Source organism: Lentzea sp. NPDC004782 (assembly GCF_040609115.1).
Lineage (GTDB): Bacteria > Actinomycetota > Actinomycetes > Mycobacteriales > Pseudonocardiaceae > Lentzea.
The window spans coordinates 14300-39632 of sequence record NZ_JBEXJN010000023.1 but is presented as its reverse complement, the minus strand read 5'-3'; the positions used below and the strand labels follow the sequence as shown (position 1 = coordinate 39632).

Sequence of the window (25333 nt, the reverse complement as noted above, 5' to 3'; positions counted from 1 at the left end):
CAATCTGAGCATTCGGAACCCCAACTGGGGTACGTTGCGTGACACGTTCCTACCTCGACCCAACCTGTCGCGACGAAGGGGCACGCCGTGGTGCATGCATACATCCTCATCCAGACCGAGGTCGGCAAGGCCGCTGCAGTCGCCTCCGAGATCTCCGGGATCGCCGGAGTCGCCACCGCGGAGGACGTCACCGGTCCGTACGACGTCATCGTCCGGGCGGAGGCCGACACCGTCGACCAGCTCGGCCAGCTGGTGGTCGCGCGCATCCAGAACGTCGAGGGCATCACTCGTACGTTGACCTGCCCGGTCGTGCATCTCTAGCTCGTGTTGTCATAACTGGGTGACTCAGCAGGAATCCACATCGGCGCTGTCCCGGCCGCTGCTCGCGGCGGTCGGACTCGCCGTGCTGCTCGCCATCGGTGTCGCCGCGCTCGGTCTGGTGCTGGGCACGGGCAACCAGACCGAGGACGTGCCCGGCCGCACGGGCCCTCTCGCGCTGGTCTCGATCGACGCACCGTCAGCGGGTGCACCGGAATGCGCTTCCCTGGTCGAGAAGCTGCCCGTCGGGCTGCCGTCCGGGAAGGACATGCTGCCGCGCAGGGAGATCGCCTCGCCGGCGCCAACCGCCGCGGTGGCGTGGGGTGACGCCAAACACGATCCGGTGGTTCTGCGCTGCGGTCTGCCCCGGCCCGCCGAGCTCTCGCCGACCTCCCAGCTGCGGGTGATCTCCGACGTGCAGTGGCTGCAGCTGCCCGGTTCCGGCAGCTCGACGTGGGTGATCGTGGACCGCGGCGTGTACGTGGCGCTGACGGTGCCCGACGACGCGGGCACCGGACCGTTGCAGGACATCTCCACGACGGTGCGCGACCTCCTGCCGAAGCAGCCGGTCAAGACCGCGCCTTAGGCATCTGCAAGTACCACCAATTCTTGATCCAGTCGCCGCCAAGGGTGTGTTGACCTGCATGAAGGGCTCCTTCATCCACCTCACGTGGATGAAGGAGCCCTTCATAAAGATCAACTAGAGCTGCCGGGCCCTCGGCTGTGCGCTACCACGCCGGCGTCCACGAAGCGAAGACGCCAGCAGCCTCAACGCAGGCCTGAACCGCGCGCGATCGCCGTCTCGATCAACGTGGTCAGCAACGTGGTGAAGTCGATCCCGGTCGCCGCCCACGCCTTGGGGTACATGGAGATCGGCGTGAAGCCCGGCATGGTGTTGAGCTCGTTGATGATCAGCTCGTTCTGCTCGGTGAGGAAGAAGTCCACCCTGGACAGACCCTGGCAGTCGAGCGCCTTGAACGCCGTGACGGCCATCTCGCGCAGTTGTGCGGTGATGTCGTCGTCGAGCTTCGCCGGGATGTCGGCCTCGTAGGAGTCGTCGACGTACTTGGCGTTGAAGTCGTACCACTCGACGTCCGCGCTGACCGCGCGCAGCTCGGCGGGCAGGGACGCCTCGACGCGGCCGTCCGGGAACTCCAGCACGGCGAGCTCGATCTCGCGCACGTTCGGCACGGCGGCCTCGACGATGACCTTCGGGTCGTGCCGGCGCGCCTCGAAGATCGCGGCGTCCAGGTCGGCCCAGTCGGAGATCTTGGAGATGCCGACGGACGACCCGGCGCGCGACGGCTTCACGAACACCGGCAGGCCGAGGTGCTCGCGCTCGTCCAGCGTCAGGGTCGTGGCGGACCGGTCCAGCGCCACGAACCTGCCGACCGGCAGGCCTTCCGCCTGAAGGATCTTCTTGGCGAAGATCTTGTCCATGGCGGCGGCGCTGGCGAACACGCCGGGGCCGACGTACGGGACGCCGCCGAGTTCGAGCAGGCCCTGGATGGTGCCGTCCTCACCCCACGCGCCGTGCAGCAGCGGGAAGACGACGTCGACGTCCTGCAGCGCCTGGCCGGGCTCGATCGCGGCGAGGTCGGTGCGGTTGCGCAGCGTGGGGAGGTTGCCCGTGCCCGCTTCCAGCGCGTTCGGGTCCGTGCCGAGCGTCCACTGGCCCTGCGGCGTGATGCCGACGGGCACCACCTCGAAGCGGTCCGCGTCCAGGTGGGGCAGGACGCTCTTGGCGGACTGGCAGGAGACCTCGTGCTCGGAGCTGCGGCCGCCGAACACCACGGCCACCCTCGTCTTGCGCTGCGTCATGGGGCCCGACCCTACCCGTTTGGGCGATTGTGCCCATCGGGCAGTTCACGGCCTCGGCGCGTAGCGGATCTCGGGGAAGGGCCAGTCGTTCACCAGCCAGGCGGAAACCGCGTCGTGCAGCGGCTTGTCCAGGTCAGCGCGGTCGGCACGCACCCAGGAATGCACGTCCGCCACCGTGTGGTCGTCACGCGCCGGATAGATGTACACGCAGCCGACCACCTCTTCCCCGTCGAGCACCGAATAGGTGAACCCGGTGCGCTGGGCGAAGTCGTTCGCGTGCCTGTGCAGATCAGCCAGGTTGCGGTCGAGCGACATGCCCTCCGCCGGCGGCCAGGTCCAGGTCTCGAAACCCGGCGTCGACCGGATGTGGTCGATGCTGGCCGTCCACGCCCGGTGGTCCCGCTCGTTGTGCTGCGGGCCGAGGGGTTCGAGGCGGAACGACGCGGTGGTCAGGCCTCGGGGGATCTCGAAACCGTCAGGAACGAAGGTCATCGGTGAGCAACTCCGTGAGGACGGGCAGTGCGTTGACCAGCTGTTCTCGCGAGCACGCGCTGTAGCCGATCGCGAGACCGTGGAACTTGGGACGGTTGACGTAGTGCCTCGCCAGGCCGTCCACCCGCAGGCCGCGCTCCAGCGCGAGCCGCATGACCTCCCGTTCCCGGTCGAGGTTCGGCAGCAGCACGACGACGTGCGCGCCCGCGTCGTCGCCGATCATCCGGATGCCCGCCGCCGCGAACGTGTCGACGATCAACGCGCGGCGCTCGGACAGCTCCCGTCGCAGCTTGCGCAGGTGGCGGCCGAGGTCGCCGGTGCGGGCCAGCTCGACGACGACCCGCTGGCCCGCGGCCGCCGGACTGGTGCCGGTCAGGTCGCGGTGTTCGAGGATCGTGGTCGCGATGTGCTCCGGCGCGACCATCCAGCCCGCACCCAGGGTCGGGGTGAGGATCTTGCTCGTGGTGCCGAGGTGGACGACGACGTCCGGGGCCAGCGCGGCCAGTGACGGCAGCGGTGCCACGTCATAACGCAGCTCGCCGTCGTAGTCGTCCTCGATGACCAGCCAACCGTCGCGGCGCGCGCGTTCGACCAACGCCACCCGGCGCCCGGCCGACATGCGGCCGCCCAGCGGGTACTGGTGGGCCGGCGAGCAGTAGACGGCCTTTACCCCTGCCGGAACCGCGTCCGGCAGCAGGCCTTCCGCGTCGACCGCCGCCTGGACGACCCTCAGCCCGGCCGTGCGGAAGACGCCCACCGCCCGTTGGTAACCGGGTTCCTCCACGGCCACGGCGTCACCGCGCTGCAGCACGGCCACCGCGATCTCGGTGAGTACGGCGGTGGTGCCGCCGGTGGCCAGGACGGGTTCGGCGTTCACGGCCAGGCCGCGGTGGCGCAGCAGGTGCTCGGCGATGGCCTCGCGGTACTCGGGCAGACCCGCGCGTTCGGGACGCGACAGCGGTGGCGCGTCCGCCGCGGCACGCCACGCCCGGCGCCAGGCCGCGCGGTCGAGGCCGCCTGCCCACGGCGCGCCGGTGCCGAGGTCGACGAAGTCGGTGATGGCCGGGACGACCGCTTTGCGCGAACGTTTGCGCAACGGGCCGGGTGGGGTCGTGGTGACGTAGGTGCCGGAGCCGTGACGGCCGGCGATCCAGCCTTCCGCGTGCAACTGGTCGTAGGCGGCGGCGGTGACCGTGCGCGAGACACCGAGCGACTCGGCCAACGCGCGAGTGGACGGCAAACGGTCGCCCGCGCGAAGCCGTCCCTCGGACGCGGCGGAGCGCAGGGCGTCCGCCAGCTGGACGGCGAGCGGTTCTGCGGACTCGCGGTCCAGCGCCACGGGAAGCGCGGTCTCAGCCACGGGCGGCCTCCCACGCTGACGCAGGCGTCCCCCGGCGAAGGGGACCCCTTGTTCTAATTCTCCCAGACGGCACCGACACTCCCAGCAGAGCCGAAGACGAAAGTGGCCTTCTCAAATCGGTTGAAAATGGCGCTTCAATGATGCCACTTCGCCGCGCACAGTAGAAGCATGACCACTGACCTGCAGCTCTCCCCCACGCCGCGCAGCACCGTCGTCCGCGGCAAGAAGCGAGCCGTCCAGGACCGCCAGGTGCTCTACGACATCCTCGACGCCGGCCTGGTCTGCCACCTCGCCGTGGAGGTCGACGGGGCGCCGTTCCTCATCCCCACCGCGTACGGGCGGGACGGCAACCGCATCTTCCTGCACGGGTCGACGGGCTCACGGTCCATCAGGAGCATGCTCGAAGGCAAGCAGGTTTGCGTCGCCGTGACGCTCGTGGACGGTGTCGTGTACTCGCGGTCGGTGTTCCACCACTCGATGAACTACCGGTCGGCGATCATCCACGGCACCGCGAAGATCGCCGAGGACCCCGAGCACGCCCTGCGCACCATCGTCGAGCACGTCACGCCCGGCAGCTGGGACTACGCGCGCAGCCCGTCCAAGAAGGAGCTGGCGCAGACGGCCGCGGTGGAGATCGACCTGACCGAGGCCAGCGTCAAGGTGCGCGAGGGCGGGCCGGGCGAGGAGCCGTCGGACCTCGAAGCCAACCTCGTGTGGGCAGGGCACATGCCGCTCATCACGACGTGGGGCGCGCCGGTGCCGCACGAGACGGACAAGCCGGTACCGCCGCACGTCAGCGCACGGGGCCGTTGACCGGGTCGAAGCGGTACGGGGTCATGGCGCGTGTGCCGTGACGGTAGACGTGGATCGACACGGCCGGGTCCACGCCGTCGTTGCGCACCTGGTGCACGTAACCGGGCCCCCACACACGTGACTGACCGGCGTGCAGCGAGTGCACGACCTGGATCCGGGTCGTCACCACCTCGGTCAGCAGGCCGCTGACCACGGTGAACGCGCCGGAGGTCGTGGCGTGGTCGTGCAGCGAGGCCGTCTGACCGGGGAGCCAGCTCATCAGCCAGATCTCCTGGTCGTCGGTCTTGTCGACCAACGCCGAGAAGCGCTCCTCCGGGTCGTAGCGGAGCAGGTGCTTCCAGCGGTCGCGGTCGGCCGCCCACGCCAAAGCCACCCGAACGGGGTGCAGCAGTGCGGAGTTTTCCGGCAGAACGACGCTGTTCTCAGGAACGGCGAACATCGAGGAGAAGTCCTAACCAGGCGAGTGCGCGAAAAGAGGACGCGGGACTATCGCCAGGTACAACAGCAACACGTGTTGAAGGACATGAGGCAGAGGGTCCCGGAACCGGGACCCTCCGTCAATCCAGTCCCAAGGCGTGGGACACGTCCGCGACCAGGTCGCGGGTGTCCTCGCACCCGGCCGAGAAACGCACCAGGCCCTCGGGCACCGGGTCGCCGAACTGGGCGCGCCGGTCGGCCGTGGAGTGCAGGCCGCCGAACGACGTCGCCGCCGACACCAGCTTCGACCGCGACAGGAACCTCTCGACGGCCGCCGCATCCGGCAGCTCGAACGTCAGCACGCCGTTGAACCGCCGCATCTGCTGCGCCGCAACGAGGTACGACGGGTCCTCCGCCGAGCCCGGCCAGCGCAGGTTCTCGACGTGGCCGCGCAGCAACGTGCAGATCGCCGCCGCGTTCTGCGCCTGCCTGGCGAGCCGCAGGTCCAGCGTTCCCAGGCCGCGCAACACGAGCCACGACTCGAACGGGCCGGGAATGGCGCCGTTCAACGTCCGCGCGTCCCGGATCCTGGCCGCCAGCTCGGCGGACGCCGTCGTCACGTGTCCGAAGAGGACGTCGCTGTGGCCGGCGACCGCCTTGGTGTCCGACGCCACGACGATGTCCGCGCCGAGCTCCAGCGGCCGTTGCCCCAACGGTGTCGCGGTCGTGTTGTCCACCGCCAGCAACGCGCCGGCCGCATGCGCTCGCACGGCCAGCTCCGCGATGTCGCACACGTCCAGGCCGGGGTTCGACGGCGTCTCCAGCAGCACCAGTTTCACGCCGTCGAACGACGGATACGGCCCGGCCGTGGGCACCTCGACCACGTTGATGTCCATTTCGGACACGAACGCGCGAGTCAGGTAGTAGCCGTCCGACGGGAGCACCAGAGCGTCCCCGGTGGACAGGACGGTCCGCAGCAGCGTGGAGATCGCGGCCATCCCGGACGGGAAGACGACGCACTCCCCGCCCTCCAGCGATCCCAGCGCGCTTTCCAGCGACCGCCACGTCGGGTTGCCCGCACGGCCGTACTGGTCCTGGCCGCCGAGGTGGTACGCCGACGCGAACACCGGCTGCGCGCCGAACGGTTCGCCCGGCGCGCCCTGCACCGCGTGCACGACCCGCGTGCCGTCACCGAACTCGGGGGTCACTGGCGCTCGTGCTTCCGGTCGCGGCCCAGCAGCGCGGCACCGAGGTCCCGCACGCTCAGCCCGTCGTGGCAGACCCCGTTCACGCCTTCCGTGATCGGCATGTCGACGTCGTGCAACCGCGCCAGCTCCAGGATCGACGAGCACGACTTCACACCCTCGGCGACCTGACCGTGCGCGGCCTCCTGCGCCTGCGCGAGCGTGTCGCCCTTGCCGAGCCGTTCACCGAAGGACCGGTTGCGCGACAACGGCGACGCGCAGGTCGCCACGAGGTCGCCCAGCCCGGCCAGCCCGGCGAACGTCAGCGGGTCCGCGCCCAGCGCCGCGCCCAGCCGCGCGGTCTCGGCCAGACCGCGCGTGATGATCGACGCCATCGTGTTGTCGCCGTAGCCCATGCCCGCCGCCATGCCGCACGCCAGCGCGATGACGTTCTTGCACGCCCCGCCCAGCTCGCAGCCGACGACGTCGGTGTTGGTGTACGGGCGGAAGTACGAGTTGGAGCACGCGTGCTGCAGGTCGACCGCGCGGTCGTGGTCGGTGCACGCGATGACGGTCGCCGTCGGCTGCCCGACCGCGATCTCCTTGGCCAGGTTCGGCCCGGACACCACGGCCACCTGCGACTCGTCGACGCCGGCGACCTCGCGGATCACCTCGCTCATCCGCTTCAACGTGCCGAGCTCGACGCCCTTCGACAGCGACACGAGGGTCGCGCCGGCGGGCAGCAGCTCCTTCCACGCCGACAGGTTGACCCGCAACGTCTGCGACGGCACGGCCAGCACGACGGCGTCCGCCCCGTCCAGCGCCTTCGCCGCGTCGGCCGTCGCGGTCAGGTTGGCGGGCAACGAGATGCCGGGCAGGTAGTCGGTGTTCACGCGGGTCTCGGTGATCGCCGAGGCGACCTCCTGCCGCCGTGCCCACAGCACGACCTCGGGACCGGAGTCCGCGATGACCTTCGCGAACGTCGTGCCCCACGAACCGGCGCCGAGCACCGCAACGCGTTCGATCGCCATGGTGTTCAGGCCTTCCTCGGTCCGTAGAAGCCTTCCGGCGCCTGCTGTCCGCGCACCTCGGCCAGCAGCTCCTTCACGCGGTTCATCAGCAGGTCGGTGACCTCGCGCAACACGGTCAGCGACTCCTCGCGCTCCCTGAACTCGGAGAGGTCGATCGGTTCACCGACCAGGTAGGTGACCGTCTTGCGCGGGAAGGGCCGGAACCGCTTCTTGTAGTGGTCGTAGATGTCGACCGTGCCCCAGCGGGCGATCGGGATCACCGGGCCGTCGTGCTGCAGCGCGAGCCGCGCCACGCCGGTGCGCGAGTTCATCGGCCAGCTCTCGGGGTCCTTGGTGATCGTGCCCTCGGGGTAGATCACCACGACCTGGCCGTCCGCCAGCGCCTCGTGCGCCGCCCGCAGGCTCTGCTGGGCGTCCGACGTGCCGCGGTACACCGGGATCTGCTTCGTGCCGCGCAGGATCATGCCGGCGAACGGGATGTTCCACAGGCTGTGCTTGGCGAGGAAGTGCGGCACCCGGCCGTTGCGGTGCGTGAAGACCGCGTCGTAGATCGGGTCGAGGTGCGAGATGTGGTTCATGACCAGCAGCGCCGATCCTCGGCGCGGGATGCGGTCGCCGTGCAGGTACTTCCGCCTGCCCAGCAGGCCCGACAGCGGGTAGACGATCACCGCGGCGACCCCGACCCAGAAGCCGCCCTTCTCCCGTTTGGCCACGTGGCCTCTCCTCCGCTCGATCTGCACCCACGAGCACATTAGTCGGCAGATCGTGGACTATGACGAGGTGAGGGATGAAGTCGACCTCGTGGTTCCGGTCAAAACGCTCGGCAGGGCCAAGACCAGGCTGACCAGTGCCACCGGCGGAGATCCGGTGTCGCACGCGGCGCTGGCACTGGCGCTCGCCCTGGACACGGTGAGCGCCGCGCTGAGCACGCCCGGTGTCCGGCGCGTGGTCACGGTCACATCGGACCCGGCCGTCGCCGCCGAGATGGCCGCGCTGGGCGTCGAGTCGCTGCCGGAGCCCGCCGAACCCGGTCTCAACGCGGCGTTGGAGCACGGCGCGCGCATGCTGCGGTCTGCGCGCGTCGGTGCGCTCCAGGCCGATCTGCCCGCGCTCAGGTCAGCCGAGCTCCAGGCCGCGCTGGAAGCCTCGGCGGGGCGCCGCGCGTTCGTGCCGGACCGGCAGGGCACCGGCACGACGTTGCTGCTGGCCGCGCCCGGCGGTGAGCTCGACCCGCGGTTCGGCGTCGGATCCGCCGGCCACCACCGGAACTCCGGTGCGATCGCGCTGTCGGGGCCGTGGCCGTCACTGCGTTGTGACGTGGACACAGAAGAAGATCTGCGTCTCGCGCTGACGTTGGGGCTCGGTGTGCACACCGCGAACGCCTTGCCCGCCTGGACAACCTGAGCGATCCACACGCGTCCTCTGGGTTGATCGAACTCTGGGGAGCAGATGCGAACACTGATCGCGTTGGCGGCGATCACCGTCATCTCCGGATGTGCCGCCGCCATGCAGGACGACCGGACGCCGGACTACACCGCACCGAACAAGCTCGTGTCGTGCAGCGTCGGGCTGCCGCAGAGCTGGAAGGACGAGCTGGCCCGCAACCAGACCCGAGCGGGTTCGCACGAGCGGGTCACGATCGTCGGCGCCAACGAGAACGCCGACGCGACACTGGTGCGGACGACCCGCAACCACACGACCGAGCTCGTGCTGCGCGACAACCAGAAGCGCCAGCAGGTGATGGCGGTGCAGGACGAGGCGCAGATCTCCGGCGTGGAGTTCGACGGGCGCTGGGTGACGTTCACGACCACCCCGAACCCGGAGAACCACACCGCGGCGACCTACGCGTGGGACTCGCGCAACGACGGCGCGCCCGTGCGGATCGGCAGCAGCAGTGCCGTGGTGCGCAACGGCAAAGCCGCCTGGTCGGAAGACAAGTCCGTGCACGTCTACGACCTCGCGAAGAAGAAGGACAAGGTCGTGGGCCAGGGCACGGCACCGGCTTTCTTCGGTGACGCGGTCATCTGGCTGCAGGACGGGAAGTTCCGCTCGGAGACAGCGCTTCCCGAGCCGCTGCAGCAGGCTCGGCCCAGCGGACACGTCGCGTCGGACGGCCGCACGCTGGTGTGGACGCAGGGCGACGACACGCTGCACGGCTGGCGGGCGGACTGGACGGCACCGCGGTTGCTCGCCGGGATCAAGACCGTGCCGAAGACCGAAGGCATCGTGTTTCCGCGCGTCAGCGGGGATTTCGTGTCGTGGCGCTCGGAGTCGGGTTACGTCACGGACATCCGCAGCGGCGCCACCGTCCACAGCTCGGAAGCCGGCTACTGGCTGGAGGTGCACGGCGGCGCGCTGACCCGTGAAGGCGGGCAGGTCGCGGCGTCCGCGGCGCTGTCGGCGCTTTCCCCTCTACCGCAGTGCCGAACGTGACGAACGCCACGAAAAAGTTGGTTCAGGCAACGCGACGGGAAACCCGGGCACCTTTACCTCCGTATCCCTTGATGCAAACGGCGTACCCCCCGATGCCGTTCCCCGACGTTCGCCAAGAGGTGTACCTGCATGAAGTCGATGACGCACGCCGACTACCTGGCGCTGCGCCGCTTTCCCGCTCTTGACGGCCTGCGGGCCATTGCCGCGGTGCTGGTGGTGTTCTTCCACTACGGGGGCCCGGACTGGCTGCAGGGCTGGGCGGGAGTCCAGCTGTTCTTCGTCCTCAGCGGATTCCTGATCACCACGCTGATGCTGCGCGAGGAGCGCGGCACCGGACGGATCTCCCTCAAGGAGTTCTACCTGCGGCGGGCGTTCCGGATCCTGCCCGTGTACTTCGTGATCCTGCTGATCACCGCGGTCGGTTCGTGGCTCTTCGGCACGTTCACCAGCAACGGCATCGGTCCGGCGCTGAAGTACTTCCTGACCTTCACCAACGAGTTCGCCGGCGCCAGCCCGTACGGGCAGTCCTGGTCGCTGGGCGTCGAGCAGAAGTTCTACCTGGTCTGGCCGTTGGTCGCGATCGCGCTGGGCACCGTCGTGCTGCGGCGCCGCGCCGGTGCCGCGCTCCTGGGCATGGTGCTCGCGCTCGTGGTCGTCAACTTCACGACGTCGCACAGCAATCCCGGCTGGCCGGTGCACTACTTCTCGATCCTGACCGGTGTGCTGCTCGCCATCGCGTTGCACAGCCCGCGCGGGTTCGCCGTGCTGCGCCCGCTCACGAACCGGGTCGCGCAGGTGCTCGTCGCGATCGGGTTCGTCGCGGTGCACTTGAGCGTGAAGCCCCTCGCCGCACTCCTCGACGGGATCAACGGGATCCCAGGTCACGTGCTGGTCATCCCGGTGTACGCGCTCGCGGCGGCGACACTGCTCGCCGCGCTGGTCGCGCCCGGCCCGGTGACGACTTTCCTGTCCACGAGGCCGATGCAGTTCGTCGGTGAGCGCTCGTACTCGCTCTACCTCGTGCAGACGGTCGCCGCGACCGTCATCTGGTTCTTCTGGCCGACCCTGTCCGGACTCGGGCAGTCGGTGGTGGTCACCGCGTTGGGCCTGGCGCTGGCGAGCGTCCTCTACGCGACCGTGGAGATCCCGATGATCACCCTGGGCCGGCTCGTGATCACCCGCCAGCGCGCTGCGGCCGCCGTCCGGGCCGGTGTTGCTCAGCAGCAGGCTCCCGCGCCGCAGTCCTCGCGGTTGGCGACCATGGGGCAGGCCCAGCCGTAGAACGGGTCCGGGGCGAGCGGCAGGCGGTCGCGGCCGCTCTCCCTGGCCAGTTCCTTCGAGTGGTGCGCCGTGAGCGTCACGTTCGTGCCGCTCTCCTGCGCCTCGTAGGCACCCTTCTCCAGCGAGACGATCTCGACGCCGCGCGAGATGTCGGCGATGAAGACGCTGTCCTTGTGCCAGTACGGCGCCCACGACACCGCCGAGTCCGGCCGCCAGTAGCCGATCTGGATCGGCTTGGCCGGGTTGGAGATGTCGAGGAAGCGCGTGCCCTGCTCGTACCAGGAGTAGGCCACGATCCGCTTGTTCACGTCGAAGTAGTGCGCGGAGCACTCGACGTCACCGGGGATCGTGCCCTCCTGGTCGTCCGGGCTCCACACGCCGACCGTCTTCATCTCGAACGGCTGCTGGCTCCAGCCCTCGCCGTTGAACGACCCCTTCAGCGACGAGATGACGAACCGGCCCTCGGTCTTGCAGGTGGGCGAGCCGAACGCCTCCTCGGTGTGCAGCAGCAGGGTGCCCGGCGGGTTCTCGGGCGTGGGGCGGGGTCCGTCGGACAACGTCCTGCCTACCGGGCGGAACGAGTTGTGCGTGAACGACGTCGGCATGTCCACCTTCGGCACGTTGCCGCCCGCGTACGCGATCGGGTCCCACGCCGTGGCCTCGCGGAACTTGCCGCTCAACGGATCGCGGTGCCAGCCCTGCGTCCAGTAGCCGCGGGTGCCGTTGTCGCCCGCGACCCACGCGATGCCCTGGGCGTCGACCTGGACGTCGTGCGTGATCTTGCCCTCGCCCGGCTTGCCGCGGACGTCGACCGAGACCGGCAGTTCCTTCGGGTTCTTCGGGTCGCGGATGTCCGTGACGAAGATGCGGCCGGTCTTCGCGTCCGAACGGTCGCGGCCGGCGGTCCACAGGTACTGGCAGTCGTTGATGCAGGTGGTCGTGTGACCGGTGTCCTGCCGGTGGAAGCTGAGGATCTTCAGGTCGGCCGGGTCCACAGCGGACACGATGTAGTTGCCGGTCGGACGGTCGCCGGGCAGCGCGCGGCCGAACGAGTTGACCTCGCGCGCGAGGAACGCGAGCTTGCGGACCGGGTCGACGTTGATGTCCTCGTTCTCCCAGAAGCGCTGTGCCGGGTCGTCACCGGGCAGCGCCATCTCCTGCTTGGTGAGGTGGTCGAGGAACTTCGGGTGGTCGAGATCGGTGACGTCGAACGTCTTCAGCCCGGTCTCCAGGCTGACGAACGCGACGTCGCGGGGCCCGTACTGGGCGAACGCGATCGAGATGGCGCGCTGCGTGTCGGGCAGGGTCGCCTTCAGGCGCACGTTCTTCGCCGCCGCCTGCAGGCGCGGTTTGTCCACCGCGGGAGTCTTGGGTTCGGCCGCCGCCGCCGAAGCCAAGCCTGCCGTGGTGAAGGCCATCAGGGTTGCCGCAGTGATCGTGGCTATAACCTTCATGCGGTTGACCCTGGCAGCGCGGCAAATGAGACGTGTAGGTCCGAACGTCTAGGCTTTGCTCCGTGCAGGCGACTGTGTCTTCTTTTAACAGTGACGGTTCTGCCGTCGTCCTGCGCGATGACGGCGTTCTGCTCGACGTGAGCGCGGCCGCGGTCACCGCGGGTGGCTGGCGAATGCTGCGTCCAGGGCAACGAGTGACCCTCGAACGTAGTGCCGACGGGGTCGTCACCGCCGTGCGGTTGCCTGTTCTGTGACGAGGAGTTCACCGGCCGGACGTTCTCGGCAGGGGCGCTCGCGCCGATAGTGGGGAACAATGCGGGGCGTGAGCACGGAGAACAACGACGGCAAGGCGACCCCTCCCCGACGCCGCTCCACGCGCAGCAAGGCGGCGGACACCCCGCGTGCGGCGACCCCGCGCAGGCAGCCACGCGCGGCGACGAGGCGGGCGTCCAACCCTCCGCGGACGAAGACCCAGCCGACCCAGCCGGTGGCGACGCCCGTGCGCGGCATGCCCTCCGCACCACCCGCGGTGACGTCGAGCGCCCTGCCCACCGACCTGCCGGACGACCGGTACTTCAACCGTGAACTGTCCTGGTTGGACTTCAACTCGCGCGTGCTCGCGCTGGCCGAGGACGCCTCGCAGCCGCTGCTGGAGCGGGCCAAGTTCCTCGCGATCTTCGCGTCGAACCTCGACGAGTTCTACATGGTCCGGGTCGCCGGGCTGAAGCGACGTGAGGAGACCGGTCTCTCGGTGCGCAGCGCGGACGGGCTCACGCCGCGCGAGCAGCTCGTCGCGATCTCCAAGCGCTCGCAGGAACTCGTCGAGCAGCACGCCCGCGCGTTCCTCGACCACATCCGGCCCGGCCTGGAAGAGCACCGGATCAGCATCGTGACGTGGGGCGACCTCACCGACTACGACCGGCTGCGGCTCTCCAACTACTTCAGCGAGCAGGTGTTCCCGGTCCTCACGCCGCTCGCGGTCGACCCGGCGCACCCGTTCCCCTACATCTCCGGGCTGTCGCTGAACCTCGCGGTGACCGTGCGCGACCCGGAGGGCGGCGGCGAGCGGTTCGCACGCGTGAAGGTGCCGGACAACGTGCCGCGGCTCGTGCGCGTCGAGGCGGACCGGTCGTCCTCCTCCGCGACCTTCCTGCCGCTGGAGGAGCTCATCGCCGCGCACCTGGGCGAGCTGTTCGCCGGCATGGAGGTCATCGAGTGCCACGCGTTCCGGGTGACGCGCAACGCGGACCTGGAGGTCGAGGAGGACCGCGACGAGGACCTGTTGCAGGCCTTGGAACGGGAGCTCGCCCGGCGCCGGTTCGGCCCGCCGGTGCGGCTGGAAGTGGCCGACGACATGACCGAGCACATGCTCGAACTGTTGTTGCGGGAGATGGACGTCGACCCGCACGACGTCGTGACCGTGCCGGGATTGCTCGATTTGTCGTGCCTGTGGCAGCTCTACGGCATCGACCGCAAGACGTTGAAGGACCCGGCGTTCGTGCCGGCGACGCACCCCGCGTTCGGTGAGCGCGAGACGCCGAAGAGCGTGTTCGCGACGCTGCGCGAGGGTGACGTGCTGGTGCACCACCCGTACGACTCGTTCTCGACGTCGGTGCAGCGCTTCATCGAGCAGGCCGCGGCCGACCCGCACGTGCTCGCCATCAAGCAGACCCTGTACCGCACCTCGGGCGACTCTCCCATCGTGGACGCGCTGATCGACGCGGCCGAGGCGGGCAAGCAGGTCGTGGCGCTGGTCGAGATCAAGGCGCGGTTCGACGAGCAGGCGAACATCAAGTGGGCCCGCACGCTGGAGAAGGCGGGCGTGCACGTCGTCTACGGCCTGGTGGGCCTGAAGACGCACTGCAAGACGTCGTTGGTCGTGCGCCAGGAGGGCTCGACGATCCGGCGCTACTGCCACATCGGCACCGGCAACTACAACCCGAAGACCGCGCGGCTGTACGAGGACGTCGGCATCCTCACCGCCGAGCCGACGATCGGCGCGGACCTCACCGACCTGTTCAACGTGCTGACCGGGTACGCGCGTCAGGACGAGTACCGCTCGCTGCTCGTGGCGCCCTACGGCGTCCGCAAGGGCATCGTGGACCGGATCAACCAGGAGATCGAGCGCGCACAGGCGGGCGAGCTCTCCGGCGTGCGCATCAAGGTGAACTCGCTCGTGGACGAGCAGGTCATCGACGCGCTGTACCGCGCATCACAGGCCGGTGTGCCCGTCGACGTCGTCGTGCGCGGCATCTGCAGCCTCAAGCCGGGCGTGAAGGGCATGTCCGAGAACATCCGGGTGCGCTCGATCCTGGGCCGGTTCCTGGAGCACTCGCGGATCTTCCACTTCGCGGGCATCGGCGAGTACTGGATCGGCAGCGCGGACATGATGCACCGCAACCTCGACCGCCGCGTCGAGGTGGCCGTGCGCGTCATCAACCCGCGCCTGGCCGCGCAGCTCGCGGACGTCTTCACGTCCGCGCTCGACCCGCAGACTCGCTGCTGGGTGCTGCGCTCTGACGGAGAATGGGAAGCGTCGCCCGCGGACGGCTCGTCGGTGCGCGACCACCAAATGGAACTGCTGCACAAGCACGGAGCTCTTGGGTGATCAAAGCTGCTGGGGCGGTGCTCTGGCGCGATGCCGACGGTGACGTCGAAGTCGCGGTGGTGCACCGCCAGCGTTATGACGACTGGTCGTTGCCGAAGGGAAAGCTGGACAAGGGAGAAACGATTCCCGCCTGCGTGGCGCGCGAGGTTGAGGAGGAAACCGGGTACTCGTGCGTGCTCGGACGGTTCCTGCAGCAGACCTCGTACAAGGTGAAGAACGACACGAAGACCGTCGACTACTACGCCGCGGAAGCCGTGTCGGGCGATTTCGCCGCCAACGACGAGGTCGACGAGCTGCGGTGGCTGCCGGTCGCCGCAGCCTCGTCGTTGCTGACCTACGAGCACGACCGCGTCGTGCTCGCGGAGTTCGACCGCCTGCCCGCAGACCTGCTGCTGGTGCTGCTGGTGCGGCACGCGAAGGCCGGCAAGCGGTCCGAGTGGGACGGCGATGACGACCTCCGCCCCCTCTCCGGCGCCGGGTGGAAGCAGGCATCCGCTCTCCGCACCCTGCTCCCCCTGTGGGCGCCCACACGCGTCCACACGGCTCCCAGGGTGCGTTGCGCGGACACCGTGGCAGGCGTGGCCGAGGACCTGGCCGTCGGGATGGTCGAGGAGCCGCACCTGTCCGAGGAGGGCTACTGGCCCGACCCGGAGGCGGGTCTCGTGCGGCTGCTGGAGGTCGCGGCGCAGGAGGGCCGGGCGGTCGTGTCGTCGCAGGGCGGGGTGATCCCTTCGGTCGTGCAGGCGCTGGCCGAACTGGGTGGTCTGCGGCTGTCGGAGATCCCGTGCAAGAAGGGCAGCACCTGGGTGCTGGCCTTCACCCGGCCGTTCGGCACGTGGTCCACTTCGGACTCGCCTTCGCGCTGGCCAACGCTGGTGTCGGCGCATTACCTCGCCTCACCGCTACCGCGTCCCTGAGGGGTCGCCGCACACGTTTCCAGCCGCCGTCTTCCCGGTTCCGGCGAAAGTTCGCCTCTGGCAACCAAGCCGGGCCGGGAGGCGGCGGTTTCGCTTGTCACGGGGGCGTTCGCAGGCGTGTGGGCGTTATTTCTATTGGGGCGCCAGGCGTTCCCCGAGCCAATCGCCCGAGGCCCGTGTCGCAATTCCGATACCGGTCGCACGGGCGACCGAGAACGTTCTCAGGCGCACCCACCGCGTCCTGGACGCCAGGCCGCCTCGGTGCGCGCTCGGCCGCTTCCCAGGCGTGACAGCGCAATCCAGGAGGGCATTTCGACCCTTCCCCCGGGCACGCGGAAGGCCCCGGTGTGCGCACACCGGGGCCTTCCGCGTGGTTACTGAAGTGACGCAGCCTCCTTCACGAGGAGGCCCGTCTCACTTCTTCTTGGCAGCCGTCTTGCGAGCCGCGGGTGCCTTGGCAGCCGTGGTCTTCGCAGCGGGCTTGGCCGCGGCCGTCGTCTTGGCGGCAGCGGGCTTCTTGGCAGCGGTCGCCTTCGCGGCAGCCGGCTTCGCAGCGGCGGTCTTCGTCGCAGCGGCCTTCGCGGGCGCCTTGGCAGCGGCAGCCGGCTTCGCGGCGGCCGTGGTGGTGCGACGGGTCGCGGGCGCCTTGGTGGCGGCCGCGGCCGTGCGGGTGCGCGTCGTGGTGGCGCGCGTGGTCGCCGCCTTGGTGGCCGGAGCCTTGGCAGCCGCGGGCTTCGCGGCGGCAGCGGCGGCGGGCTTCGCGGCCGGCTTGGCGGCGACAGCCTTCGGCAGCTTCTTCGCACCGCTGATGACGTCCTTGAACGTCGAGCCGGGGCGGAACGCGGGCACGTTGGTCTTCTTGACCTTCACGGTCTCACCCGTGCGCGGGTTGCGCGCGGTGCGAGCCGCACGGGCACGCTTCTCGAAGACGCCGAAGCCCGTGATGTTGACCTTCTCGCCCTTGTTGACGCTGCGCACGATCACATCGACGATGCCGTCAACAGCAGCACCCGCGGTCTTCTTGTCTCCCAGGCGCTCGGCGAGCGCCTCGATGAGCTGGGCCTTGTTCACCTTCAGTCCCTCCCAGGACGCTCACGGCCCTAGCTCGGGCCGACTAGAACGCAACGGTAGGCCCAAAACGCGAGAAATACCAATCGCCACGCCAAAATTTTCGTTGTGGCGTGGCTAATTGCGCCCCTTCGAGGGACAGGAGGCGCCGGATTCGCCCCTCTCAAGGGGAGAATCCGGCCCCCTCTCAGACCGCCGGAAGCGGATCCGTTGTGGGCAACCAAGTCTGGCGATTGCCCTCGAATCCGCTGATCTCGGCCTCGTGGCGGAGCGTCAAAGCGATGTCGTCGAGGCCTTCCAGAAGGCGCCAGCGGGTGTAGTCGTCGATCTCGAAGGGGGCTACCAAGTCCTTGGCGCGAACGGTCTTGTCGGTGAGGTCCACGGTGACCGGCGTGCCGGGCTCGGACTCCAGCAGCTTCCACAGCAGCTCGACATCGGACTGGCTGCACTGCGCCGCCACGAGCCCCTGCTTGCCGGCGTTGCCCCGGAAGATGTCGGCGAACCGGGACGAGACGACCACCCGGAAGCCGTAGTCCATCAACGCCCAGACGGCGTGTTCCCGAGAGGACCCGGTGCCGAAGTCGGGGCCCGCCACGAGGACGCTGCCCGCCCGGAAGGGCTCCTGGTTGAGCACGAAGTGCTCGTCACCGCGCCAGGCGGCGAACAGGCCGTCCTCGAACCCGCTGCGGGTCACGCGCTTGAGGTAGACGGCCGGGATGATCTGGTCGGTGTCCACGTTGGACCTGCGCAGCGGCACGCCGACGCCCGTGTGGGTGGTGAAGGCTTCCATGGCTTTCAGTTCTCCAGGTCTGCGGGGGCCGACAGGGTGCCGCGCACGGCCGTGGCGGCCGCGACGAGCGGCGAGACGAGGTGCGTCCGGCCGCCCTTGCCCTGCCTGCCCTCGAAGTTGCGGTTGGAGGTCGACGCGCTGCGCTCACCCGGTGCGAGCTGATCCGGGTTCATGCCAAGGCACATCGAGCAGCCGGCCTGGCGCCACTCGGCGCCCGCGTCCAGGAAGACCTTGTCCAGGCCCTCTTCCTCGGCCTGCTTGCGCACCCGCATCGAACCGGGCACGACCAGCATCCGTACTCCTGAAGCGACGTGCTTGCCCTTGAGCACGTCCGCGGCGGCCCGGAGGTCCTCGATTCGGCCGTTCGTGCAGGAACCGAGGAACACGGTGTCCACGCGGATGTCGCGCAGCGGTGTACCGGGCTCCAGGCCCATGTACGTCAGCGCCTTCTCGGCGGCCACGCGCTCGTTCTCGTCCGCGATCTGCTCGGGGTCGGGGACGCTCGCCCCCAGAGGCAGGCCCTGCCCGGGGTTGGTGCCCCACGTGACGAACGGCGTGAGCTCGTCGGCGTCGATGTGCACTTCCGCATCGAAAGTCGCGTCGTCGTCGGTCCTGAGCGTCTTCCAGTACGAGACGGCCGCGTCCCAGTCCGCGCCGGACGGTGCGTGCGGACGACCCTTGATGTAGTCGAAAGTCGTCTCGTCCGGTGCGATCATGCCGGCGCGCGCGCCCGCTTCGATCGACATGTTGCAGACCGTCATGCGCGCTTCCATCGAGAGGTTCTCGATGGCCTCGCCGCGGTACTCGAGCACATAGCCCTGTCCGCCACCGGTCCCGATCTTCGCGATGACCGCGAGAATGATGTCCTTCGCCGTGACGCCCGGCTTGAGCGAGCCGCTGACGTTGATGGCCATCGTCTTGAACGGACGCAACGGCAACGTCTGCGTCGCCATCACGTGTTCGACCTCGGACGTGCCGATGCCGAACGCCAGCGCGCCGAACGCGCCGTGCGTGGACGTGTGACTGTCGCCGCAGACAACGGTCATGCCGGGCTGCGTGAGGCCGAGCTGCGGGCCCACCACGTGGACGATGCCCTGCTCGAGGTCACCCATGGGGTGCAGCCGCACGCCGAACTCCGCGCAGTTGCGGCGGAGCGTCTCGACCTGCGTGCGCGACACCGGGTCCGCGATGGGCTTGTCGATGTCGACGGTCGGAACGTTGTGATCCTCGGTGGCGATCGTCAGGTCGGGCCTGCGCAGCTTGCGGTTGGCAAGCCGGAGGCCGTCGAACGCCTGAGGGCTCGTGACTTCGTGGAGCAGATGGAGGTCGATGTAGAGCAGGTCCGGCTCCGCACCACTGCCGTGGCGCACAACGTGTGCCTCCCACACCTTCTCCGCGAGCGTGCGGCTCATCGCGACATCTCCCACAGTATGGACGCGCCGACAGATCTGGACTTCTCACTGTCTGGGAAGTTAGTATCGGCTTGTGGGACAGCATAGCGGGATCGGCGTGCTGGACAAGGCAGTGGCCGTGTTGAACGCCGTAGCAAAAGATCCGTGCGGCCTGGCCGAGTTGTGCAATCGCACCGGCCTGCCGCGAGCGACCGCGCACCGCCTGGCCGTGGGCCTGGAGGTGCACCGGTTGCTGCGCCGAGGCTCCGACGGCCGCTGGCGCCCTGGAGCGGCACTCGCCGAACTGGCGGGCGGCGCAACAGACCCGTTGCTCGACGCGGCGTCCTCCGTGTTGCCCAGGTTGCGCGACATCACGGGCGAAAGCGTGCAGCTGTACCGCCGCGACGGCATGCAGCGCGTGTGCGTCTCCGCCGCCGAACCGCCATCGGGCTTGCGCGACACCGTTCCCATCGGCGCCCGCCTGCCGATGACCGCCGGCTCCGGCGCCAAGGTCCTTGCCGCATGGGCAGACCCGGGAACCCAACGCGCCGTCCTGGCCGACGCCGTCTACGGCGAACGCACGCTTCTGGAGGTCCGCCGCCGCGGCTGGGCGCAAAGCGTGGCCGAACGGGAACCGGGCGTGGCCTCAGTCTCGGCCCCGGTACGCGACTCCTCCGGCGCCGTGGTGGCCGCTGTCTCCGTCAGCGGCCCGATCGACCGAATGGGCCGCCGCCCCGGCGCCCGCTGGGCAGCCGACCTCCTCGCAGCGGCCGAGGCCCTGCAAAGCCGCCTCTGACCGCTCTCCCCCAAGGCCGCTCTCCCTTCCCGGGGAGGGCGGCCTTGCGCATTCCACCCCCGCGACACGCCGCCCACTCCGCCACGACACGCGGTGTGAGCGCATCTCAACAGGCCGCACTCCCCCACCCCCGAACGCTCTACCGCCCATGGCAATGCGGGGCGCCGGGGCTGGCGGCCGCGAGGCAACAGGAGCAGCCACGGCGACATTGAGCCGTGGGATGTCGCGGGCCCGGCAACTGGCGCAGGCGGGACAGGCAGCGAGCGCCCCGGACGGCCGAGACGAGGTCGGGCGGAGGTGAGGTGACGTACCTCGGAGCGCGCAATGGTGTCGCGACATGGCGTGCGCGAGTTCGGCCCCAGGCCCGGAAATGGTGCAGGAGGAGCCGCGGCGCGCACTCAGCGACTGAGTTCGCCTCAGGCAGAGCGGCGAAGGCGGAACGGCGGGCAAGCGAGACATGAGCGTGAACCCAAGCAACGCACCCCAAGGCAGCAACACGGGCACGCCCGGCGGAGCTCAAGCGCCTGAAGGTTCTGAGAACAGAGGTTCAGGAGACACGAACCGCCGGGATTAGGACGCATTGCCGGCGCAGCAAGCTTGCTGGCGTTGACCGCAGCAGCAAATGGCAACGGCACCGCCCACACCACCGCAAATAGCCCCCAACGCGAAGCGAAGCGAGCCCACATTCTTCCGGTGACGTCAGTCACCACCGATTCCGGCGAGCGAAGCGAAGCCCCCGAACGAGCCGGGCAACCTACGGGGGGTCCGGGGGGCGAAGCCCCGCCGGCTGGGGGTCTGGGGGCTCGGCCCCCAGAAGACAAATGCGAAAGAGGCCTGTCAGCGCTCTCCGCTGACAGGCCTCTCCCACCTCTGTAGCCCCGAAGGGATTCGAACCCTCGCTACCGCCTTGAGAGGGCGGCGTCCTAGGCCGCTAGACGACGGGGCCCTAGAACTTCTTGCTGGCTTGAACCTTATCAGGTCATTCTGTCCGGTCCAAATCCGGCTATTCAGTTCTTTTTCTTACCGCTCCGGAAGCTTACCCTGAGGGTAGTTCTTCCGTTGCAGCTGGGGTACCAGGACTCGAACCTAGACTAACTGAACCAGAATCAGTCGTGCTGCCAATTACACCATACCCCATTGGCTTTCACGATCGACTTCGGTGTCCCGAAGGAGTTCCGAGGTCCTCGTTGCTGCCGGGAGAAATACTAGACCACGTCCCCACCAGAAGTGAAATCGGCCCCCACCTGGAGGCAAACATGCAGGTGGGGGCCGGTCTCAGGCAGTAACTCAGGCGGTGGCCGCGGACAGCTCGCACACGAGGAGCTCCGGCAGTTCCGCCAGTGACGTGATGGACGACAGACCGGCGGGAAGGGTGCCACCGGTCGGTCCAACGCGGTTGATCCAGACGCCGTGCATTCCCGCGTCGCGGGCGCCGATGGCGTCGGCGTGGAGGCGGTCGCCCACGTGGACCGTGTCGCCGGGCGGGACGCCGAGCGACAGGCACGCCGTGTGGAAGATCACGCGGTCCGGCTTGGCGCAGCCGACCTCGCCGGCGATGAGGACGGCGTCGAAGTAGGACGACAGGCCCAGCTGGGCGATCTTCACGCGCTGGTGGCGGCCCGAGGCGTTGCTGATCGCGGCGATCGGGAGGCCTGTGGCGCGCAGCCAGTCGAGCATCGGGATGACGTCCGGGAACAGGCACCAGCCCGCGGAGAGAACTTCCTGGCGGGCGAGCTCGCGGCGGGTGGCTTCCTCCAGCGTGAGCTCTTCGCCGAGGGCGGCGAAGAAGGCTTGGGTGCGGATGTTGCGCATCGACTCGTACTGCAGCTCACCGGCCAACTGGCGGGACACGTGGTCGTCGGTGATTCGCTGCCACAACGACCAGGCGTCGGCGTTACCGACCATCGAGGCCAACGCGGCGCGCGACGAAGTGCTGTAGTCGACAAGTGTGTCGTCGACGTCCAGGCACACAGCGCGGATCTCGCCGGTTCTCTTACGCGTGAAAGTCGGGGACGCAGTTGTCACCCCGGAAGGTTAGGTGTGAGGGAGCCTCGTCCGATTCGGCTAACGAGGTGATTCCTATAGGTCCTTGCACGATCAAGCGGACCTTGAGGCCCCGAACGAGCCAGTGACGCTCGTCCGGCCGCCAAGCGCAATCACCCGGTCGGGTGTTGTTCGGCGACATGACCGCCCCTGCCCGTACGGGCGGTTCCGAAAGCGCGACATCCCAGCCCGCGCCACGACGTTCCACACCGGCCGCAACCGTTCCGGAGCCCGGTTTCCCAGACAGTCCATTGTGGACAAGTAGCCGAGGCGAGCCAGGTCACGGGGGACTCGGCTTGACGCATCCGGCGATCAAGAGCATGCTGAGTTTATTCAACAGCGGTTGAAATGAGGGGATCGAGATGGAGAGGAACACCGGGAGGACCACCTGCCTGGTCGTCGGAGGCGGCCCCGCGGGCATGGTGCTGGGGCTGCTGCTGGCGCGCGGCGGTGTCGAGGTCACGGTGCTGGAGAAGCACGGCGACTTCCTGCGCGACTTCCGCGGCGACACGGTGCACGCGTCGACGCTCACGCTCATGGACGAGCTGGGACTGGGGCCCGCGTTCGAGCAGGTGCCGCACCAGGACGTCGACAAGGTGGAGGCGCTGCTCGACGGCGGCGAGCAGGCCGTGGTCGCCGACCTCAAGCGGCTTCCCGGGCCGAACAAGCGCATCGCGATGGTGCCGCAGTGGGACTTCCTCGACCTGCTGGCCGACGCGGGCAAGCTCGAACCGGCGTTCACGCTGCGGATGAACACCGAGGTCACTGGAATCACCAGGAGCGGCAACAGGGTCACGGGCGTGAAGTACCGCGACCGCGCCGACGGGCACGAGGGCGAGATCGCCGCGGACCTGGTCGTCGCGGCGGACGGGCGCAGCTCGATCCTGCGCGACGCGGTGAACCTGCCCGTCTACAGCTTCGGCGCGCCGATGGACGTGTGGTGGTTCCGCTTGCCGCGCAACGGTGACGAGCCCGTCGTCGGCGGCGCCGGCCGGTTCAGCGCGGGCAGCGCGATGGTGCTCATCCCGCGCGGCGACTACTTCCAGTGCGCCTTCCTCATCCGCAAGGGCACGGACCAGCAGCTGCGCGCCGAGGGCGTCGAGAAGTTCCGCGAGCGCGTCGTCACGCTCGTCCCGTGGCTCGCCGACCGGGTGGACCACATCAGGAGCATGGACGACGCGAAGCTGCTCGACGTGAAGCTGGACCGGTTGCGGCAGTGGCACGTCGACGGTCTGCTGTGCATCGGTGACGCGGCGCACGCGATGTCACCGGTCGGCGGCGTGGGCATCAACCTCGCCGTGCAGGACGCGGTGGCGGCCGCCCGGCTGCTCGCGAAGCCCTTGCGGCAGGGCCTGGTCACGAGCGCGGCGCTGGCGAAGGTGCGCAGGCGCAGGCTGTTCCCGACCGTGGTGATCCAGACGCTGCAGCGGATCATCCACCGGGTGTTCCTCGGCCGCAAGCTGGGCAGCACCGAGACGGTCTCCACCACCGGCATGCCGTTCATGCTCCGGTTGGTGCAGAAGCTGCCGTTCCTGCAGGTGGTTCCGGCCTACGTGATCGCGATCGGCCCGCGGCCGGAACACGCGCCGGAGTTCGCGCGCCGCGAGCCGCAGACCATCGTCAGGTCGTGACGAAGGCCTCGGAGGACTCGCCGAGCACCATCGCCACGGCGTGGGCGCGGTCCCGTGCGCCCAGCTTGCGCAGGATCGCCTTCACGTGGGTCTTCACCGTGTCGTTGCTGATGAAGAGCCGCTGGGCGATGCGCGCGTTGTCCATCCCCTTCGCCATCTCGGCCAGCACGTCGAACTCACGTGCCGACAGCTGGCCGAGCGAGGCGGGCGGCGGCATCCGCGTCGGCAGCCGTGAGAGCGACCCCACCCGCGCGTCGATCGTGGCGGGAGCACCGCGGACCGCGGCCGCGATCAGCGGTAACAGTTCGGCCACGGGCGAGGTTTTCAGCAGGTAGGCGACCGCGCCGGCGTCCAGGGCCGCGCGGGCCCAGCTCGGACTGTCCGCATTGGACAGCACGACGACACGGGCGCTCGGCCGGAACTGCGCCGTGTCCCGCACGGTGCGCAGCGGCCCGGCGCCCGGCACGTCGAAGTCCGTGACGACGAGGTCCACCAGGACGCTGCGCAGGCAGCGCGCAGCGTCGGCCACGGTGTGGGCGATGCCCACAACGCGGAAGCAGTGCGTGCGGTGCAGCGAGAGTCGCAGTCCCTCGGTGATGAGCTGCGAACCGTCGACGAGCAGCACACGCGTGGACGCCAGGTCCGTCATGACACCGGGAAGTTACTAGCGGGTACCCGAGTGCGTAACCTGCCGGGCGCCGGATTGCTCCGTACGGCTACCTATTTGCGACCGGATTGGTGAGCGTGCCAAGGCCGTCCACAGTCACGGAGACCGTCTGTCCGGCCCTCATCGGCCCGACGCCCGCCGGCGTCCCGGTGAGGATCACGTCACCGGGAAGCAGCGTCATGATCCCGGAGACGTACTCGATGAGTGACGGAATGTCGTGCACCATCAACGAAGTACGCCCGTCCTGCTTGACCTCGCCGTCGAGCTCGGTCATGACGCGGACATCGGAGGGGTCGAACTCAGTCTCGATGAACGGGCCCATCGGGCAGAACGTGTCGAAGCCCTTGCCACGCGTGAACTGCACGTCCTTCTTCTGCAGGTCGCGCGCCGTGACATCGTTCGCGATGGTGTAGCCCATCACCACGCTCATCGCCTTGGCCTTCGACACGTCCCGGCACGGCTGGCCGATGATGACGGCCAGCTCGCCCTCGAAGTCCACCCGCTGCGACGCGGCCGGGATCTTGATCTCGACGTTCGGCCCGATCACCGAGGTGTTGGGCTTCAGGAAGATCAACGGCTCGGCCGGCACCTCGTTGCCCAGCTCGGCGGCGTGGTCGGCGTAGTTGCGGCCGATGCCGATGATCTTGGTCGGCAGGATCGGCGCGAGCAGCCTGACGTCGGCCAACGGCCACTTGCGACCGGTGAACGTGGGCGTGCCGAAGGGGTGTTCGGCGATCTCCGCGGCCTCGTCGCCGTGAACAGCGACAAAAGCCACGCCTTGAGGATGAGCGATTCGGGCTATACGCACGTACTACACC

General features: G+C 69.1%; 25 protein-coding genes and 2 tRNA genes. 11 read left to right on the top strand and 16 right to left on the bottom strand.

Annotation, left to right across the window (positions count from 1 at the left end; translation table 11 throughout):
• The first annotated feature begins 87 nt into the window (after positions 1-87).
• Positions 88-321, top strand: coding sequence for an Lrp/AsnC ligand binding domain-containing protein (locus ABZV40_RS21935; RefSeq protein WP_089925682.1), 234 nt, complete (start codon positions 88-90; stop codon positions 319-321).
• Between the two features lie 19 nt (positions 322-340).
• Positions 341-904: a DUF3515 domain-containing protein gene (locus ABZV40_RS21930; RefSeq protein ID WP_355444340.1), complete on the top strand. Its 564-nt coding sequence runs from the start codon at positions 341-343 to the stop codon at positions 902-904.
• Between the two features lie 182 nt (positions 905-1086).
• Here ABZV40_RS21930 and ABZV40_RS21925 read toward each other — a convergent pair whose 3' ends face one another.
• The 3 genes from ABZV40_RS21925 to ABZV40_RS21915 are packed head-to-tail and all read right to left on the bottom strand — an operon-like array spanning position 1087 to position 3991.
• On the bottom strand, positions 1087-2139 hold the full coding sequence (locus ABZV40_RS21925) for a D-alanine--D-alanine ligase family protein (RefSeq protein WP_355444338.1): 1053 nt from the start codon (positions 2137-2139) through the stop codon (positions 1087-1089).
• 45 nt (positions 2140-2184) lie between these two features.
• The gene (locus ABZV40_RS21920) at positions 2185-2631 is read right to left on the bottom strand and encodes an N-acetyltransferase (RefSeq protein ID WP_355444335.1); all 447 of its coding nucleotides are present in this window, start codon (positions 2629-2631) and stop codon (positions 2185-2187) included.
• Positions 2615-3991 (bottom strand): PLP-dependent aminotransferase family protein, encoded by a 1377-nt coding sequence (locus ABZV40_RS21915; RefSeq protein WP_355444332.1) that lies wholly within the window; start codon positions 3989-3991, stop codon positions 2615-2617. Before ABZV40_RS21915 ends, ABZV40_RS21920 begins: the two co-directional genes overlap by 17 nt.
• 168 nt (positions 3992-4159) lie before the next feature.
• On the opposite strand from ABZV40_RS21915, the gene ABZV40_RS21910 reads away from it, so the two are divergent.
• Complete coding sequence (locus ABZV40_RS21910) at positions 4160-4804, top strand: pyridoxamine 5'-phosphate oxidase family protein (protein ID WP_355444329.1); 645 nt, start codon at positions 4160-4162, stop codon at positions 4802-4804.
• On the opposite strand, the gene ABZV40_RS21905 is transcribed toward ABZV40_RS21910, so the two are convergent.
• The 4 genes from ABZV40_RS21905 to ABZV40_RS21890 all read right to left on the bottom strand — a co-directional run bounded on the left by ABZV40_RS21905 (position 4785) and on the right by ABZV40_RS21890 (position 8149).
• Entirely contained in the window at positions 4785-5243 is a 459-nt protein-coding gene (locus ABZV40_RS21905) for a cysteine dioxygenase family protein (RefSeq protein WP_355444326.1), read from the bottom strand. The genes ABZV40_RS21910 and ABZV40_RS21905 overlap by 20 nt on opposite strands.
• Positions 5244-5361: 118 nt before the next feature.
• The gene (locus ABZV40_RS21900) at positions 5362-6429 is read right to left on the bottom strand and encodes a cystathionine gamma-lyase (RefSeq protein WP_355444323.1); all 1068 of its coding nucleotides are present in this window, start codon (positions 6427-6429) and stop codon (positions 5362-5364) included.
• Positions 6426-7436, bottom strand: a complete 1011-nt coding sequence (locus ABZV40_RS21895) for an NAD(P)H-dependent glycerol-3-phosphate dehydrogenase (RefSeq protein ID WP_355444320.1) — start codon at positions 7434-7436, stop codon at positions 6426-6428. Before ABZV40_RS21895 ends, ABZV40_RS21900 begins: the two co-directional genes overlap by 4 nt.
• Positions 7437-7441: 5 nt before the next feature.
• On the bottom strand, positions 7442-8149 hold the full coding sequence (locus ABZV40_RS21890; protein WP_355444317.1) for a lysophospholipid acyltransferase family protein: 708 nt from the start codon (positions 8147-8149) through the stop codon (positions 7442-7444).
• 67 nt (positions 8150-8216) lie between these two features.
• On the opposite strand from ABZV40_RS21890, the gene cofC reads away from it, so the two are divergent.
• From cofC to ABZV40_RS21875, 3 genes are all read left to right on the top strand, one after another.
• A complete protein-coding gene (gene cofC / locus ABZV40_RS21885; RefSeq protein WP_355444314.1) occupies positions 8217-8840 on the top strand; it encodes a 2-phospho-L-lactate guanylyltransferase in 624 nt (207 codons plus the stop codon).
• A 45-nt stretch (positions 8841-8885) separates the two neighbouring features.
• A complete protein-coding gene (locus ABZV40_RS21880) occupies positions 8886-9869 on the top strand; it encodes a hypothetical protein (protein WP_355444311.1) in 984 nt (327 codons plus the stop codon).
• A 129-nt stretch (positions 9870-9998) separates the two neighbouring features.
• On the top strand, positions 9999-11150 hold the full coding sequence (locus ABZV40_RS21875; protein ID WP_355444308.1) for an acyltransferase: 1152 nt from the start codon (positions 9999-10001) through the stop codon (positions 11148-11150).
• Here ABZV40_RS21875 and ABZV40_RS21870 read toward each other — a convergent pair.
• Complete coding sequence (locus tag ABZV40_RS21870) at positions 11087-12604, bottom strand: hypothetical protein (protein WP_355444305.1); 1518 nt, start codon at positions 12602-12604, stop codon at positions 11087-11089. The two genes, ABZV40_RS21875 and ABZV40_RS21870, sit on opposite strands and share 64 nt — an antisense overlap.
• 62 nt (positions 12605-12666) lie before the next feature.
• Between ABZV40_RS21870 and ABZV40_RS21865 the strand changes: the two genes are divergently transcribed.
• From ABZV40_RS21865 to ABZV40_RS21855, 3 genes are read left to right on the top strand one after another with little or no spacing between them, the layout of a single operon-like run.
• Positions 12667-12858, top strand: coding sequence for a hypothetical protein (locus tag ABZV40_RS21865; protein WP_355444302.1), 192 nt, complete (start codon positions 12667-12669; stop codon positions 12856-12858).
• 59 nt (positions 12859-12917) lie between these two features.
• The gene (locus ABZV40_RS21860; protein WP_355444299.1) at positions 12918-15212 is read left to right on the top strand and encodes an RNA degradosome polyphosphate kinase; all 2295 of its coding nucleotides are present in this window, start codon (positions 12918-12920) and stop codon (positions 15210-15212) included.
• Positions 15212-16129 (top strand): NUDIX hydrolase, encoded by a 918-nt coding sequence (locus ABZV40_RS21855; RefSeq protein ID WP_355444639.1) that lies wholly within the window; start codon positions 15212-15214, stop codon positions 16127-16129. The genes ABZV40_RS21860 and ABZV40_RS21855 overlap by 1 nt, the downstream gene beginning before the upstream one ends.
• 414 nt (positions 16130-16543) lie before the next feature.
• Here the strand turns inward: ABZV40_RS21855 and ABZV40_RS21850 are convergent, their stop codons facing one another.
• The 3 genes from ABZV40_RS21850 to leuC form a co-directional block, all read right to left on the bottom strand.
• The gene (locus ABZV40_RS21850) at positions 16544-17200 is read right to left on the bottom strand and encodes an HU family DNA-binding protein (protein WP_355444296.1); all 657 of its coding nucleotides are present in this window, start codon (positions 17198-17200) and stop codon (positions 16544-16546) included.
• A gap of 184 nt (positions 17201-17384) precedes the next feature.
• Positions 17385-17987, bottom strand: a complete 603-nt coding sequence (gene leuD, locus ABZV40_RS21845) for a 3-isopropylmalate dehydratase small subunit (protein ID WP_355444293.1) — start codon at positions 17985-17987, stop codon at positions 17385-17387.
• A gap of 5 nt (positions 17988-17992) precedes the next feature.
• The gene (gene leuC, locus ABZV40_RS21840) at positions 17993-19399 is read right to left on the bottom strand and encodes a 3-isopropylmalate dehydratase large subunit (protein ID WP_355444290.1); all 1407 of its coding nucleotides are present in this window, start codon (positions 19397-19399) and stop codon (positions 17993-17995) included.
• Positions 19400-19472: 73 nt separating this feature from the next.
• Here leuC and ABZV40_RS21835 point away from each other — a divergent pair, with 73 nt between their 5' ends.
• Positions 19473-20174 carry an IclR family transcriptional regulator gene (locus tag ABZV40_RS21835; RefSeq protein WP_045310640.1) on the top strand — a complete coding sequence of 234 codons (702 nt, stop codon included), beginning with the start codon at positions 19473-19475 and terminating at the stop codon, positions 20172-20174.
• 873 nt (positions 20175-21047) lie between these two features.
• On the opposite strand, the gene ABZV40_RS21830 is transcribed toward ABZV40_RS21835, so the two are convergent.
• From ABZV40_RS21830 to ABZV40_RS21820, 3 genes are all read right to left on the bottom strand, one after another.
• A tRNA-Glu gene (locus ABZV40_RS21830) sits at positions 21048-21120 on the bottom strand.
• Positions 21121-21239: 119 nt separating this feature from the next.
• Positions 21240-21311 (bottom strand) — tRNA-Gln (locus ABZV40_RS21825).
• 150 nt (positions 21312-21461) lie between these two features.
• Positions 21462-22199 carry an HAD family hydrolase gene (locus ABZV40_RS21820; protein WP_355444287.1) on the bottom strand — a complete coding sequence of 246 codons (738 nt, stop codon included), beginning with the start codon at positions 22197-22199 and terminating at the stop codon, positions 21462-21464.
• A 380-nt stretch (positions 22200-22579) separates the two neighbouring features.
• Between ABZV40_RS21820 and ABZV40_RS21815 the strand changes: the two genes are divergently transcribed.
• Complete coding sequence (locus ABZV40_RS21815) at positions 22580-23848, top strand: FAD-dependent oxidoreductase (protein ID WP_355444284.1); 1269 nt, start codon at positions 22580-22582, stop codon at positions 23846-23848.
• Here ABZV40_RS21815 and ABZV40_RS21810 read toward each other — a convergent pair.
• Both ABZV40_RS21810 and ABZV40_RS21805 read right to left on the bottom strand, forming a co-directional pair.
• Positions 23838-24497: a response regulator transcription factor gene (locus tag ABZV40_RS21810; RefSeq protein WP_355444281.1), complete on the bottom strand. Its 660-nt coding sequence runs from the start codon at positions 24495-24497 to the stop codon at positions 23838-23840. The two genes, ABZV40_RS21815 and ABZV40_RS21810, sit on opposite strands and share 11 nt — an antisense overlap.
• 67 nt (positions 24498-24564) lie before the next feature.
• Entirely contained in the window at positions 24565-25323 is a 759-nt protein-coding gene (locus ABZV40_RS21805) for a fumarylacetoacetate hydrolase family protein (protein ID WP_355444278.1), read from the bottom strand.
• Between the last annotated feature and the right edge of the window lie 10 nt (positions 25324-25333).

Coding starts and splice junctions, on each gene's coding strand:
- ABZV40_RS21925 (WP_355444338.1), bottom strand. CDS start 2,139: ATGACGCAGCGCAAGACGAGGGTGGCCGTGGTGTTCGGCGGCCGCAGC.
- ABZV40_RS21920 (WP_355444335.1), bottom strand. CDS start 2,631: ATGACCTTCGTTCCTGACGGTTTCGAGATCCCCCGAGGCCTGACCACC.
- ABZV40_RS21910 (WP_355444329.1), top strand. CDS start 4,160: ATGACCACTGACCTGCAGCTCTCCCCCACGCCGCGCAGCACCGTCGTC.
- ABZV40_RS21905 (WP_355444326.1), bottom strand. CDS start 5,243: ATGTTCGCCGTTCCTGAGAACAGCGTCGTTCTGCCGGAAAACTCCGCA.
- ABZV40_RS21895 (WP_355444320.1), bottom strand. CDS start 7,436: ATGGCGATCGAACGCGTTGCGGTGCTCGGCGCCGGTTCGTGGGGCACG.
- ABZV40_RS21880 (WP_355444311.1), top strand. CDS start 8,886: ATGCGAACACTGATCGCGTTGGCGGCGATCACCGTCATCTCCGGATGT.
- ABZV40_RS21875 (WP_355444308.1), top strand. CDS start 9,999: ATGAAGTCGATGACGCACGCCGACTACCTGGCGCTGCGCCGCTTTCCC.
- ABZV40_RS21870 (WP_355444305.1), bottom strand. CDS start 12,604: ATGAAGGTTATAGCCACGATCACTGCGGCAACCCTGATGGCCTTCACC.
- ABZV40_RS21860 (WP_355444299.1), top strand. CDS start 12,918: ATGCGGGGCGTGAGCACGGAGAACAACGACGGCAAGGCGACCCCTCCC.
- leuD (WP_355444293.1), bottom strand. CDS start 17,987: ATGGAAGCCTTCACCACCCACACGGGCGTCGGCGTGCCGCTGCGCAGG.
- leuC (WP_355444290.1), bottom strand. CDS start 19,399: ATGAGCCGCACGCTCGCGGAGAAGGTGTGGGAGGCACACGTTGTGCGC.
- ABZV40_RS21815 (WP_355444284.1), top strand. CDS start 22,580: ATGGAGAGGAACACCGGGAGGACCACCTGCCTGGTCGTCGGAGGCGGC.
- ABZV40_RS21810 (WP_355444281.1), bottom strand. CDS start 24,497: ATGACGGACCTGGCGTCCACGCGTGTGCTGCTCGTCGACGGTTCGCAG.